Raw genomic sequence first — 12,544 nt, forward strand, 5'->3', positions numbered from 1 at the left:
GATGGGCAGAAAAGCATTTGATAACAGCATCGATTATAAAGAGATTGGCACCAGGATTAGGATCATGCGGCTGAAGCTGGCGGTTTCACAGACTGAATGTGCCTCTAAACTGGGTATTTCGCAGACGCACCTGAGTAATATCGAGCATGGCCGCAGCGGGATCACTTTGCAGATGCTGTGCCGGGTCTGTGATATCCTGCAGGTAAGCTTGGATTATCTGGTCAGAGGCGCAGAAAAAACCGACGAAAAAAAGCACAGCGAGATCACGATCGACGAAGTTGTGCGGGTCATAAAAATGCTGAAGGGCATAGAAGAAAAGTAAAAATCTGCTTAGCATTGCCATGTTGGCAAATGCCTTTACTGAAGATGTAAGTAAAGCTTATGGAGCAGGCATGGACGGCTATATTACAAAACCAATGTCACTGCAGAAAATAAAAAGAGCATGGCAGAGTATAAAAGAGCAAGAACAGCGGCTTGAGCAATGACGCCCGGCGTGCCGTATATGGCAGATGCATGATGTAAAATAAGAAACCCCGCACATTTCGTGCGGGGTTTTGTTTGGGCATTTAGTACATTTATAAAAATGGTAAAATATATAATATATAAATAAAATAATAATCTTTGGTTTGTAAACCTGATTGCAAAGTGCTATACTAAATCAGGAGATAGCAAATGAGTTGGCTTATCAGTCCCGTAACGGATTGGTGGTGGGACTATGAGCATATATCAGGCATTGTCATTAATGATAGCGTTTGGTATCCTCGTCGCTACCATTTTTCTTGCCCTTAAATAGCAAGAAAATGAGCCCAACATAGTATGCGGGCCCATCTTCAAATACACAATGTTACGAGATGAGCCAACGCTACCAAACATTTGCTATCTCTTTTTCTATATTATATCGCATTTGTCAAGTAAAAGCAAAACCGCCTGCTTAGGTAGGCGGTTTTTGTGTTTGTTATGGTGATTGATTTAGAAGAAATTTTAAGGATGACAAATCTTGCAGAGAGCCATGCCTTTATTGATCGCTTCCTGACGGTTAGAAAAATAAATGCGGTTGCTTTTACGTTGGCAGTCCTGATAATGGAATTTTCAGCTGTTGCGGTTACCGACATAAGTTGCCGCGTATACTGCCAGTGAAATGGAAAGAGCAATGATAAACGCGAAGGTGATAATTATAAATTTCTGCATAAAAGATTACTCCTATGATATTGATATTTCAATTACTTTAATTATCAGTATTATAGCATGTATTATTTTTAAGTATATGTTAAAATAAGGTTAATTGATAGAATAAAATAATTCATAAAAGGAGGCAATGAAAATGGCTTTAAAATTGGATAATTTGGACGACATTACTAGGAAATACATGGTAGAAGAGATACAAGGTGATATATCAGAAAGGAAGGTTTATATAAGTTCTAGATTAAATGCTGATGGTAAAATAAGATTTCAGGAATTATTAATAGCTAGTGCCAAATCAGGCAATGACGGTACATTAGCTGAAAGCTTAGTAGGATATTTTAATGAAAAAGAAAGTAATGGTAAAGGCTCTTATAAAAGCATTCCCTATAATGCAAATGTTACATTGGCAGAAGGAGAATATAATCGTTATTATATTAGAGCCTTATGTAGGCGAGCTATTCTTGAAAATAAGAGAATTGAAGTTTGTAGAGTAAGAGACTCTTCTAGGCCCAGACCAGAATCTGAATGTAAAATAGGTGAAATAGTAGATGCTACTACACTATTGAAAGATTTAAGAAATAATCTAGGCCAAAATACATTTTTGGGCATACCCGGAGGAGTAAATTCAGGACTTAGTGTAAAGTTAATAGATTGATCTAATATATTTAGAAGTGTCTTTTAAATAAACAACTACAAGAAACAATCATACTTGTATATTGAAAGTGAAATATATAGGTGATAAAATAAACACAAAATATAGTATAATGGGGTGATAATGTGGCTGATATTAATGAATTATTTAAAACTTTTAATGATAACATAACTTTGACTAATTCTAAATCTGATGACGTTAGAACAGGAAGAGATGCATTGAGGGAGAAAATAAAAAAATGGTTTAAAGATAATGATAAATTGCAACCAGATTTTTGTTGGCAGGGCTCTTTTGCAATGAAAACCACAATAAATCCTTTAGATGATAAAGAGTATGATTTGGATGATGGTATTTATTTAAATGGGTATTCTGATAAAGAAATTTCTGAATGGCCTGCTACGACAACAGTTCATGGTTGGATAAAAGATGCTGTTGACGGGCATACTTTAGAATCTCCAATAGATAAAAACACATGTGTTCGTGTGGTTTATGCCAAAGGATATCATATTGATTATCCAATATACATATTGAAAAATGGCGAGAACGCTCGGTTAGCTCATAAGGAAAACGGTTGGATTGAGAGCGATCCCAAAGAATTTAAGAAGTGGTTTATTGATAAAGTAACTAGTTACGAAGAACAGCTTAGGCGAATAGTTAAATATCTCAAGGCTTGGAAAGATTTTAAAGATGTATCATTAAAGGGTATAGAAATAACTATTCTTGTTGCTAACAATATTTGTATTTACGAAGGTAGAGATGAAGAAGCTTTAAAAAGAACATTAAATCAGATAATTGACAGCTTAGAGGTTAGTTTCGAGTGTTTAAAACCTGTAGCGCCATTTGAGGATTTATTTGACGGATTTAGTCAAACAAAGAAAGATGACATTATACGAGCATTAAAATTTTTAAAATCCAAGGTTGTGCTGGCAATAAATGAAGATGATCAACTCAAAGCTTCAGAGTATATGATTGAAGTTTTTGGAAGTAGATTTCCTAAAGGGACAAGTAACGATGGTGACAAAACAAGTAAAGTATTTGTTCAAACGTCTGCTCCGGGGGTTTTAAAACATGATGGACGGTCTGCATGAGGAACTAGATTGTTTGTTGTCAGATTTAGGATTTAAAAATATAAAAATTCATAATAAAAAAATATCATGTGATATATTGGTGGAAGAACATGCTCTAAGATTAGAGTGTGTTCTTCCTGATGCATTTCCATATGTTTTTCCCATGATTTCTGTTTACGGAGAAAATATAGAATCTTTACCACATATAAATGACGATAATAGTATTTGTACTTTCGATGTTAATAAAGCTTTTCCAAATTGGAAAGAGCCTGTAAAGATAATTGTTGAATCTATGGAACAAGCCTTAAATGTGATAAAAAAAGGTATTTTAAAAGAGAATGATGAAGAGTATATAGAAGAATTTAATGCATATTGGCAAAGAGAATGTAATTTTATTTGTGAAAGTGTTTTTGATCCTGGTGAAGTAGCTACAGTCATAAAATGTTGTATGTTGGGTGAAAAAATATATATTGCAGGCAGTACAGATGATTTAGATAAATTTTTATATAAAATAGGCAAACAGAATATTTCAAATAGTAAGTATACTGATTGCTTGTATATACCCTTGAGTTTACCAATATATCCTCCATTTTCTTATAGCAATTTAGAGTTTTTTAAAATAATGAAAAAAGACGCTAAACATTATATAATGTACAATGAGTTTCTAAAAAAATATTTGCCAAATAAAGCAGTTATAGCCTTTTCTATTCCAGGTAATAGAGAATCTATGCAAATATTTATTCACTCGGATGTTTCTATACCAAATGGATTTAGAAGAGGTCGTAAATCAAGTATATTGTTGCCAGTTTTTGCATACCAGAAAGATACATATAAGAGACATCCCCAAAAGGGATTTGTTAAAAACATATCTCATAAGAGATTGTTTCATAGAGGAGGTATTGGTGTTCCAAAATTAATTGATAAAGTTTTAATTATTGGTTGTGGATCTGTTGGGAGTTACCTGACGGAAGCTATATCAGAATATGGAGTGCGAAAATTTATTCTAGTTGATAATGAAAAACTATCTGTGGAAAATATAGCTCGGCATTATTGTGGATATGAGGATGTAGGTCGTAGTAAAGTTGTATCTATAAAAACAAAATTAATTAAGCATAATCCTAATGTAGAATGTAATTGCTTTGAAAAAGATGGTAATGTTTTTATAGAAGAATTTAATAATGAAATGATGGATTCTGATATTATTTTTTTGGCAACGGCAAGTACACCTTTGGAGTATCACGTTATTGAAAAATTAAAAAGTATTTCTTTTAATAGACCACTAGTTATTATATGGGTGGAACCGTTTCTATTAGCTGCGCATGCTTTGATAATTAATAGATATGATGATAATATTTTTGAAAAAATGTTTGATGAATCCTTCGATTTTAAAAACAAAGTTGTTATTGATGGTGATCAATATTTAAAAAAAGAATCAGGCTGTCAATCAACATTTATGCCATATTCTGCTTTTTCTCTTAAGCAATTTATATATTCTTTTTTGAATTATTTGATTAACGAAAATATTGCTAAAAATAAAGATGGAAATTATCATTTTACATGGATAGGAAATATTAATAGTGTAAATGAACTTGGTATAAAAATTTCAGATAAGTATGTGCAAGAAAGACCTTATGAAATTATCATCAAGAGGTTTGATTAAATGATGGAAATTGTATTTAAGGATAAAACTACATTAATAATAGAATCAGAGTTATTGGAGAAACTTTACAGCTATGTACAAGTTGGGAGTGCTCCAGAAAATGGTGGAGTTTTATTAGGGAAAAAAGATGTAGAAAGTGAAACGTATTTTGTTACTGATCTTTCGGTGCCTTCTTCGAAAGATATAAAGGGAAGATTTTCTTTTATAAGAAATAAAGATGTTACTCAAAAACTGATTGATCAGCGATGGAAAGATTCAGATGGTATTGAGAATTATTTAGGTGAATGGCATACACATCCAGAGATGCAACCAACACCATCAAGTGTTGACAAAAAGCTTATTAATATCATAATAGAAGACAAAAGCAATGTTTTTTCAAAAGTCTTTTTGATTATACTAGGTATAGATAAATCTATCTATGTTGGTTTAGCTAATGCGGATATATCAAAAAAAATAATAGATTTTAAAATTATAAAGGAGTAGGATTTTTATATGAATTCATATGGATTGAAAAGTGATATAAGAAAAAAAGTGGTAATTGGTATTCTTATATTTAGTATTATTTTCATGTGGCTAATTGGGGAGTGGATAAATAATATATCAGCAGATATTAAGATATTAAATGATTTATTGAATAAAATACATTATTTGGGTTTAGGTGTTTCTATTTCAGCTTATTCATTATTTGGAGGATTTTATTGGTTATTTAATAATTATTTGTGGAAATGGAAGCGATTTAATTTATTTTTGGGAGTACCTGATTTAAATGGAACATGGGAAGGTATATTAATATCATCATACAAAGAAAATAATGAAGAGAAAAGAATTGATATGGTATTGGAAATAGAACAAAAATGGGATACGATAAAATGCCTCTGTAAATTTCCTTCGTCAGAATCGTCAAGTGATATTGTTTGTTTGGATACAGTTAGTTCTCGTAGCAATATTTTAAAATTTACTTTTACTAATAATTCATATGATCTGAATTGTGGATGTTTAGATTTTGCTGGATATAATGAACTAAGATTTGATGCAAAAGAAGATAAATTGATTGGTAAATATTATACAAATAGAAATCCGATGACTAATGGATCAATTACATTATCGAGAAAATAATATTTTTCCATCCGCCTACTTTGGTAGGCGGCTTTTTTTATGCTTTTTTCTATCCCACCACAACCCAAACACCCGAGCAAGACCATAAAAAGTTTGAACTGGAATATCGTAAATGTCTTGCGGGGGGGGGTACAAGTGTGGTAATATAACATATGAAATACAAAATAATTTAAAAATATAAAATAAAACAATTGTTTTGTATTGAAATCATCAAAGCTTCTTTTGTGAAAAATTGTTGGACCTGAGATTACCAAAGTTGAGGAAGGTAATTTTTAAGCAGATTATACAGGTGCTGACGTTTTAAGGAGCTTAATAATTTGAGTGAGGATGGGGTGGTATTATGTTGAGTAAAAGAAAGAAGCATTTAGCGGCACAAATAGCCTTGGGTTTGGCACTGGCTTTGCCAATGGGAACAGCTTTTGCTGCTGAAGGTGCAATCAATGTCAGCGGCAGCGAGAATAGTGTTACTAGAGATGAAAGTTTAAATGTCGTGGCAAATGGTGGCTATGGAGTGTCAGCTACTAAAGGTGCGACAGTTTCTTTAAATGGTAAAGAAATTTCTGTATCTGTAGCTAGTGAAGGTGCGGTTAGCCGTGCGGTCGGTGCAATAAATGGCTCCGATAATGGTGGTATTATCAATCTTGGGAGCCAGGCAACCGAGAGCATAAAAATTAATTCTAAAAGCAATAAAGATGCTTATGGACTTTTTGCAGTAAGAGATGCTAAAAAAACTGGTAGTGTCAGCGTCATCAACGTTAACGGCAAAAAATTGACTATTGATGTTCATGGTGCAGAAAATGCTTATGCATCAGGTATTCATGTGCAAAATAGTACGACTGGTGCCACCAGCGCAGAATCAACTGTGGTGATCAATGCCGAGAATACGGTGATTAATGTTACTGCAGATACAGCAGTTGATGCTGAATACGGAGATAATCATGCTATTGGTATTTCAGCTTTTTCACAAGGAAAGATCGAGATCAACGGCAATTTGGAAATAAATGCTGCTACGGTATTGTCTACAAGAGGCGGCGCTGTAACGAAAATCAATGCAGCTAATGATGCAAGTAAAACAATAAAACTGAATGGCGATATAAATTTCAATTATCAGAAAGAAAGCAGTGGAACACCAGTACAAGCTGATGTAACTATTAATTTGGCTAATGCAGATTCGTATTTGAAGGGCAACATCTTAGTTAATGGGCCAAATATACCCCAAGGTTATGATGAAGTTGATTCTATGAAGCTGGGGCTTGCTAATGGTGCACAGTGGAGCACTGATGCTGATAGTTTGGTCAATGTACTGACTTTAGATAATGGTATTGTCAATATTAACGGCGGTAAAAATCAAACTGTTAATGTTGGAGTGATTGCCGGTAGCGGCGGTATAGTAAATCTTGCTACGACGAAGGAAGAAAATACTTTTACCAGTGGGGTATTATCTATTGGCGGGGAAAAGTATATGCCTGCGCAAACAAGAGCAATTAACGCGCCTAAATTGGAGATAAACTACACTGGCATTACTGCTGATGACCTTAACAATGTAGCTAACGATCTGGGTGTCTTAGCTCAGAATATTGTTGTTGCCGAGGGGACCAATACTGGTTTAACAGCTAAAGCCAATGTAGCAGAAGGTCTGCTCAAAGGCGCAGTGAGCGCCGATTTGGATACAGCTTCTGGTGGCAGTAGTATTGTGACCAACAGTGTCAAGCAGGCTAAGGAAAGTTCCACTATGACTTCCATGCGCAATATCGCCAGCGTGGCGATCGTGTCCTGGCGACAGGAGGACAGCACTCTGAGCCAGCGTTTGGGCGAACTGCGCAACAGCGAAGGCGATCAGGGTATTTGGGTACGTATGAGCCGCGGTGAATTTGAGTACAGCGGCGCTTATAAAAACCAGTATAATTTCTTCCAATTGGGCTATGATAAAGCTTTTGGCAGCTGGCACTACGGCGCAGCAGTAAGCCATAACGATGGCCAAACTACTTATGACAATGGCAAAGGCGAGAACAAAAGCACTTCCCTGTCCCTGTATGGAACCTGGCTGGGCGATAGAGGACATTATACCGATATCGTTTTAAAACAAGGCCGTTTGACCAATGAATACGACAATTATGCAGCTGCCGGCCATACTCATGGCGATTATCATGCCTGGGGTACTTCTTTGAGCGGCGAATATGGTATGAAGGTAGGCCTCGATAACGGCTGGTATGTAACGCCGCAGGCTCAACTGACCCTGATGCGTATCGGCGGTGAGGATTATACTACTAATAACGGTATCAAAGTCAGCCAGGATACGCTGTCAAGCTGCGTTGGACGAGTGGGCTTTGAAATGGGTAAAACTATTAGCGATAAAGGCAGCATTTATGCCAAAGCTTCATTGCTGCATGAATTTGCAGGTAATGCCGATACTTATCTGAGCCTAAATGGTATCAGCAACAGCTACAGTCAGGATATCGGCGGCACCTGGTACGAAGCAGGTTTGGGCTTCAATGTTAAAACTACGGACAACAGCTATATTTACGCTGATGTAGTTAAAACCTTTGGCGACGATATCAAAACTCCGTGGCAGTGGAATGTCGGCGCACGCTGGACTTTCTAAGCAGCATTAAAACTAATGTTGCAACGGAGAATTTGATTAATAGAGGTTAAGTAAGAATAAAACACTCACAATAAAGTTTAATACTATTATTGTGAGTGTTTTAAGTTGATTTTATTTTGTTGTTATTCTTAGTAACAAACGTAATAGCAAAAATATTTTTTGGATTTTGATATTTTTATTGACCCTCCTTATGGTTGCTGATGATCGCCTTGCTCAGTTCGTTTAGACAGGTAGTCAGGCGGTCAAGCCGCTGTTCCATACGCAGCAGCAGATACCAGCTCAGCACCATCGGGAAACCGAAGTTGCCGACAGCGCTGAAAATTTCTTTGGTATCCATGGCGATTATGCCAGCACGGTAACAGTAACGACTTTGATGCGGGCTTCGACGAATTCATTCAGCCCCAGGCCGCCGCTGGTCAGCACGCCTGCTTCGATGATCTTGGCTGCTGCTGCCTGCGCTTCGGCTAAGGTAACGTCTTCACGAGGGTCGGCGATGCTTAAAGTTTTTTTAGCGCCGTCGCTTTTGGTGAAGATGAGTTCTAAAGTTTTTTCCATGTTTGTTCTCCTTTACATTAGATTTTTGTTTGAAATTTTAGGTTATTCTGCTTTGTCGAGTTCGGCTTTTTCGGTAACGTAGACGTTAACGACGGCGTGGCTCATAAGCTCGCCGATGGCTTCGGTAACTGCGAGGCATTTGGCGGCTTCGGCGTCCAGACGGACACTGCCGACAGAGGTGCTTTTGGTTTGCATGGCGCCAAGGGCGTTGGTGCCGTTTTCTACGTCCATGGAAAGTTTGAGGGAAGTAGGATTTTTGCTGACAGTCATATTTTCAGCTCCTTTCATAATTTGGTTTTGTTTTTGTGGTTTGTAACCAGAGGTTACATTTGTGAAAATACTTTTTAGTTTTCTTTATGCAGCTTTCTTGAAAGAAAGCTGCATAAAGAACTTTGCGCACTGTGACAATTCCTGTTTAACTTCGTTCGCTGTCCGGCTTCCGGGCAACTCGGCATTGCAGTACAGAGAAAAGCTTTAGCTGCTGATCGTCAATGCCTCAAACAGTCCCTCCAGCGCTTACAGCTCACAGCGTACACAACGGAATGTGTCACAATGTGCGCTCAAAACCCTTGTGCCGTACTATTCAGCTATGGATTTCATAAGCAGAGTATCGACCGCCTGATATTATCAATATTTACGGTCTATGGCAGTAAAACGTATGATACAGAGGGTTTTAAAGCGCAATCCAAATCTTAACAGCGCTGAAAGTTCTTTGCTGACTTTCTTTCAAGAAAGTCTAAAAAAGCTTGAAGAAAACATTAAAAGAAAACATTAAAAGAAAACATTGTGTTCTTTAAAAAGCAGCCCTTTTAATCAAGGGGGCTGCTTTTTGCATACCACAGGGCCTTGCCCCTGATGACCTGTCCGCCGGGCTTCATAGCTCCGTCGCCGGGTGAATCGCGCAGATACCATAAATCCCAGCGGGTTTCGGCGTCGCCGCTGTACGGTCCGTAGCCGTCGATAAGCGCGGCTTCGCAGTGAGTAAGGATGTTCCCGCGGTCGATAGGGATATTAAGCCCCTGCGCCAGCTTGGCGACTAATTTACCTGCGGCGTCGATCTGGCGGGGAGTGGGCGGAAACTTGCCGAAATCAGTATCCCTGCCGTTATGTGGCAGCGCGCCGTAGGCGCAGCAGAGAGCGATACCGATAGCGCCGGTATTGCGGTGCCACGTATGGCTTTTAAGCTCGGTGAGCTGCGTGCAGGTCTGGTAAACGCTGCTGCCGTCGGCGTCGATATTGAAATGGTAGTCGTCGTAAAGCTGGCCGTAACGCCCGGCGGTCCAGTGCAGATAGATCTGCGAGATGCGGTTGTGCCCCAGGGCGACAAGTTCGGCGAGTTTGGCTGCTGTCAGCAGCGGTGCTGATGATATTTGCATTTGCATAGTAGAGATGCTCCTTTCCTGTGAGTTTGGAGAGCAGGCCATTATTTTAACGTACTCCGTTCAGCATTTTGATGTGCTGTGGCGCCCTCTCACTCTTATATGGCTTTTTAGGCCCTGTTTTTTAACCTGCCGGCAGGAAAAATTTAAAAAGTGTAAAATTTGCTCTTCCAAGCGGCGGATAAAAATTATTTATGTAAAGGGGGTTAAAAATGACCTTGTAAAAAGCCATATAAGAGTAGGGGATATTATTACTGACGCAGTAAGCATACCGAATCTTTTAAATCTTAAAGACCTTTAGCATCTCTTAAAGCTTTTAAATCATTAAAATCTGTAAATCCTTCGTACATACTTATGATTTTGACTTGGAAGTTTTAAGTGTTAATAATGGTTTTGTATTACTGATCTGCGTTAGTATTGATACTTACACCCTAAATTCAGCGAAAGCAGGTAAAAAACATGAATGATTCTTTAGCTTCACAACAAAAATCTAAAAAGACGGGCGGCGATGTGCTGAGTGCCCGTCTTTTGTATTTGGCGCTGAAATGCCCCTTACTGCAGGGAAAACACTGCCAGACAGAGACTGTACGGCCAGTTGAGCCGCAGTCTGCCAGAACGGTGAAACCGCCGAGAAAGGACGATGCTTTAGTAGAGCTGCGTATCGTTTTGCCTTATGGTCTGCGCAAGCAGGCACAGGACGAGCATATCAACTGCAGCGCTTTGTTCCGCAGGGCGCTTAAGCGCAGTTTAACGTCACGCCGCAGTTCTGGCGCAAGGTGTGACTAGTGGATCATTTTACAGCGATCGAAAATGCGTGGCTGGAACCTCCGCAGAGTCTGGCGGAAGCCGTGTACAGCTGTGAATTGTGTAATGAGGCAGTTGGCGCCGGTGATTTTTATATCGAGCTGGATGGGATCATTATTTGTATAGACTGTCTGGACAGCCTGACGGCGCGGGAGCTGGCAGTAGAGGTGTTGAATAATAAGATCACCGCAGCAGGGTGAGATAAGGGGATGTATTGATGACAGTTACTTGCACAGAAACAGCGGAGTGTGATAAATGGGCCGAAATAGTGGCTTTAGCGCAGCAGGGCAATAAAAAAATGCTGGGGGTGATTTTGCAGGCTTTTGATATCAAACTGCGTAAAATAGCACATACCAGCGCTTATAAAGGTTTTGCCGAGGATGGCGAACAGATCGAAAGGGTTGCCGTAGTAAAGGCGCTGGAAAAGTGGGGAGCGCGGCAGGATTTCGAGAAGCTGCCGGCTTTTATCGTCAGTAAGTCGTATGCGGCGCTCAGCAGTGAATGGAAACGCCGGCATAAGGATGAAGAAATGACCTGCCCTTATGAAATAGAAAGCGGCTGTGAATTTGCAGAGGAAGTGCTGACGGCAGATGCGGCGCAGATGACGCGTACTTATTTTGAACAGCAGCAACTGCAGCAGGATTTTGCGGAAGTGCAGGAACTGCTGGTACAGCTTTCGCCCAAACAGGAAGAATTGATCGAACTGCATTTTCTGGAAGGCTGGAGCAACGGCGAACTGGCACAGAGATTTGGCGTCAGTCCTGCGGCGATCAGCAAAACGATCAAAAAAGGGCTTACTAAGCTGCGGCAGCTGCTGCTTGCAGCGCATCAGGCCGAAAAACAGCGGGAAGCGGAAGAACTGATGATGTAGATAAGCTGGAATATGGATCATCAGGCGCAGGCCGGCAGGCTGTTATGGCACTGCCAGCCAGGGTGATCTGCCTGGGAAATGCGTTTGCTGCTGTCTGGACAGAGAAACCCGTAAGTGCGCCTGACCATATAAGCCAATCAAAGGCTGAAAATATTGCGAAGGATGTGCTGAAAAATGGAGAGACCTTATGAACAGATACGGCGGATGATAAAACTGTTTGAATATAACAGACTAAAGCTGCGGTTTAGAAACGAAGATGAACGGGCCAGATTTATTGATGGCTGGGCAGAATGCTTCTGCGAGACGGACGATGCCGAATGGAATATTGCGGTGACTATTATGACTGCCCGCCGCCGCGAACCGAACTTCTATAATATGGAAAAAGCCCTGCGCGAAGCGCAGGGCATAAGGAGGGAGAGGATATTAGATAAAGAACGAAGAGAAAACGATCAAGCGAATACCACAAATGCACAAAAAAGAGCCTTGCAAAAGCAAGGCTCTTATAATTTGAAAGCTACACCGAAAACACCCGAAGAAATAGCGCAGGAAGCACTGCTGCGGTATGAGAGGAAGGGGAGAGGTTAAAATTGGATATAGTTAATTAATTATTAAGGTACTTTTTATTAAATGTTCAATTACAAATCCTAACATGATAA

17 protein-coding genes are annotated in these 12,544 nt (G+C 39.1%); 13 read left to right on the plus strand and 4 right to left on the minus strand.

The genetic code is table 11. The features are described from left to right. The first annotated feature begins 1 nt into the window (after position 1). The 8 genes from PFJ30894_RS02955 to PFJ30894_RS02985 all read left to right on the plus strand — a co-directional run bounded on the left by PFJ30894_RS02955 (position 2) and on the right by PFJ30894_RS02985 (position 8,279). Positions 2-322 (plus strand): helix-turn-helix domain-containing protein, encoded by a 321-nt coding sequence (locus PFJ30894_RS02955; RefSeq protein ID WP_049896948.1) that lies wholly within the window; start codon positions 2-4, stop codon positions 320-322. 420 nt (positions 323-742) lie between these two features. Continuing rightward, positions 743-793, plus strand: coding sequence for a hypothetical protein (locus tag PFJ30894_RS12095; protein ID WP_408634579.1), 51 nt, complete (start codon positions 743-745; stop codon positions 791-793). Positions 794-1,321: 528 nt separating this feature from the next. Further along, entirely contained in the window at positions 1,322-1,837 is a 516-nt protein-coding gene (locus PFJ30894_RS02960; RefSeq protein WP_125668986.1) for a hypothetical protein, read from the plus strand. A gap of 122 nt (positions 1,838-1,959) precedes the next feature. Next, on the plus strand, positions 1,960-2,922 hold the full coding sequence (locus PFJ30894_RS02965; RefSeq protein WP_125668987.1) for a CBASS cGAMP synthase: 963 nt from the start codon (positions 1,960-1,962) through the stop codon (positions 2,920-2,922). Beyond that, entirely contained in the window at positions 2,903-4,561 is a 1,659-nt protein-coding gene (locus PFJ30894_RS02970) for a ThiF family adenylyltransferase (protein WP_125668988.1), read from the plus strand. Before PFJ30894_RS02965 ends, PFJ30894_RS02970 begins: the two co-directional genes overlap by 20 nt. Further along, complete coding sequence (locus tag PFJ30894_RS02975) at positions 4,562-5,044, plus strand: Mov34/MPN/PAD-1 family protein (protein ID WP_125668989.1); 483 nt, start codon at positions 4,562-4,564, stop codon at positions 5,042-5,044. A 9-nt stretch (positions 5,045-5,053) separates the two neighbouring features. Next, positions 5,054-5,677 (plus strand): Cap15 family cyclic dinucleotide receptor domain-containing protein, encoded by a 624-nt coding sequence (locus tag PFJ30894_RS02980; protein WP_125668990.1) that lies wholly within the window; start codon positions 5,054-5,056, stop codon positions 5,675-5,677. A gap of 340 nt (positions 5,678-6,017) precedes the next feature. Further along, the gene (locus tag PFJ30894_RS02985) at positions 6,018-8,279 is read left to right on the plus strand and encodes an autotransporter outer membrane beta-barrel domain-containing protein (protein WP_125668991.1); all 2,262 of its coding nucleotides are present in this window, start codon (positions 6,018-6,020) and stop codon (positions 8,277-8,279) included. A gap of 175 nt (positions 8,280-8,454) precedes the next feature. On the opposite strand, the gene PFJ30894_RS02990 is transcribed toward PFJ30894_RS02985, so the two are convergent. The 4 genes from PFJ30894_RS02990 to PFJ30894_RS03005 form a co-directional block, all read right to left on the minus strand. Further along, entirely contained in the window at positions 8,455-8,616 is a 162-nt protein-coding gene (locus PFJ30894_RS02990) for a YvrJ family protein (protein WP_125668992.1), read from the minus strand. A gap of 5 nt (positions 8,617-8,621) precedes the next feature. Continuing rightward, positions 8,622-8,834 carry a DUF2922 domain-containing protein gene (locus PFJ30894_RS02995; RefSeq protein WP_021718644.1) on the minus strand — a complete coding sequence of 71 codons (213 nt, stop codon included), beginning with the start codon at positions 8,832-8,834 and terminating at the stop codon, positions 8,622-8,624. Between the two features lie 42 nt (positions 8,835-8,876). Further along, on the minus strand, positions 8,877-9,104 hold the full coding sequence (locus PFJ30894_RS03000) for a DUF1659 domain-containing protein (protein ID WP_046431328.1): 228 nt from the start codon (positions 9,102-9,104) through the stop codon (positions 8,877-8,879). A gap of 539 nt (positions 9,105-9,643) precedes the next feature. Further along, complete coding sequence (locus PFJ30894_RS03005) at positions 9,644-10,216, minus strand: peptidoglycan recognition protein family protein (RefSeq protein ID WP_167457010.1); 573 nt, start codon at positions 10,214-10,216, stop codon at positions 9,644-9,646. A 456-nt stretch (positions 10,217-10,672) separates the two neighbouring features. Here PFJ30894_RS03005 and PFJ30894_RS03010 point away from each other — a divergent pair, with 456 nt between their 5' ends. From PFJ30894_RS03010 to PFJ30894_RS03025, 5 genes are read left to right on the plus strand one after another with little or no spacing between them, the layout of a single operon-like run. Continuing rightward, positions 10,673-10,999 carry a hypothetical protein gene (locus PFJ30894_RS03010; RefSeq protein ID WP_113077922.1) on the plus strand — a complete coding sequence of 109 codons (327 nt, stop codon included), beginning with the start codon at positions 10,673-10,675 and terminating at the stop codon, positions 10,997-10,999. Further along, positions 10,999-11,217 carry a hypothetical protein gene (locus PFJ30894_RS03015; RefSeq protein ID WP_125668994.1) on the plus strand — a complete coding sequence of 73 codons (219 nt, stop codon included), beginning with the start codon at positions 10,999-11,001 and terminating at the stop codon, positions 11,215-11,217. The genes PFJ30894_RS03010 and PFJ30894_RS03015 overlap by 1 nt, the downstream gene beginning before the upstream one ends. 17 nt (positions 11,218-11,234) lie before the next feature. Further along, on the plus strand, positions 11,235-11,888 hold the full coding sequence (locus PFJ30894_RS03020; RefSeq protein ID WP_125668995.1) for a sigma-70 family RNA polymerase sigma factor: 654 nt from the start codon (positions 11,235-11,237) through the stop codon (positions 11,886-11,888). Positions 11,889-11,932: 44 nt separating this feature from the next. Beyond that, positions 11,933-12,079 carry a hypothetical protein gene (locus tag PFJ30894_RS11775; protein ID WP_167457011.1) on the plus strand — a complete coding sequence of 49 codons (147 nt, stop codon included), beginning with the start codon at positions 11,933-11,935 and terminating at the stop codon, positions 12,077-12,079. Beyond that, positions 12,063-12,473: a hypothetical protein gene (locus tag PFJ30894_RS03025; RefSeq protein ID WP_113077925.1), complete on the plus strand. Its 411-nt coding sequence runs from the start codon at positions 12,063-12,065 to the stop codon at positions 12,471-12,473. The genes PFJ30894_RS11775 and PFJ30894_RS03025 overlap by 17 nt, the downstream gene beginning before the upstream one ends. Positions 12,474-12,544: the final 71 nt, after the last annotated feature.

This window comes from Phascolarctobacterium faecium (genome assembly GCF_003945365.1).
Lineage (GTDB): Bacteria > Bacillota > Negativicutes > Acidaminococcales > Acidaminococcaceae > Phascolarctobacterium > Phascolarctobacterium faecium.

Excerpts from the sequence above, each read along its gene's own strand:
- PFJ30894_RS02980 (WP_125668990.1), top strand. The coding sequence starts at position 5,054 with ATGAATTCATATGGATTGAAAAGTGATATAAGAAAAAAAGTGGTAATT.
- PFJ30894_RS02995 (WP_021718644.1), bottom strand. The coding sequence starts at position 8,834 with ATGGAAAAAACTTTAGAACTCATCTTCACCAAAAGCGACGGCGCTAAA.
- PFJ30894_RS02990 (WP_125668992.1), bottom strand. The coding sequence starts at position 8,616 with ATGGATACCAAAGAAATTTTCAGCGCTGTCGGCAACTTCGGTTTCCCG.
- PFJ30894_RS03020 (WP_125668995.1), top strand. The coding sequence starts at position 11,235 with ATGACAGTTACTTGCACAGAAACAGCGGAGTGTGATAAATGGGCCGAA.
- PFJ30894_RS03000 (WP_046431328.1), bottom strand. The coding sequence starts at position 9,104 with ATGACTGTCAGCAAAAATCCTACTTCCCTCAAACTTTCCATGGACGTA.
- PFJ30894_RS02955 (WP_049896948.1), top strand. The coding sequence starts at position 2 with ATGGGCAGAAAAGCATTTGATAACAGCATCGATTATAAAGAGATTGGC.
- PFJ30894_RS11775 (WP_167457011.1), top strand. The coding sequence starts at position 11,933 with ATGGCACTGCCAGCCAGGGTGATCTGCCTGGGAAATGCGTTTGCTGCT.
- PFJ30894_RS03010 (WP_113077922.1), top strand. The coding sequence starts at position 10,673 with ATGAATGATTCTTTAGCTTCACAACAAAAATCTAAAAAGACGGGCGGC.
- PFJ30894_RS03025 (WP_113077925.1), top strand. The coding sequence starts at position 12,063 with ATGGAGAGACCTTATGAACAGATACGGCGGATGATAAAACTGTTTGAA.
- PFJ30894_RS02960 (WP_125668986.1), top strand. The coding sequence starts at position 1,322 with ATGGCTTTAAAATTGGATAATTTGGACGACATTACTAGGAAATACATG.
- PFJ30894_RS03005 (WP_167457010.1), bottom strand. The coding sequence starts at position 10,216 with ATGCAAATGCAAATATCATCAGCACCGCTGCTGACAGCAGCCAAACTC.
- PFJ30894_RS02970 (WP_125668988.1), top strand. The coding sequence starts at position 2,903 with ATGATGGACGGTCTGCATGAGGAACTAGATTGTTTGTTGTCAGATTTA.
- PFJ30894_RS02985 (WP_125668991.1), top strand. The coding sequence starts at position 6,018 with ATGTTGAGTAAAAGAAAGAAGCATTTAGCGGCACAAATAGCCTTGGGT.
- PFJ30894_RS02975 (WP_125668989.1), top strand. The coding sequence starts at position 4,562 with ATGATGGAAATTGTATTTAAGGATAAAACTACATTAATAATAGAATCA.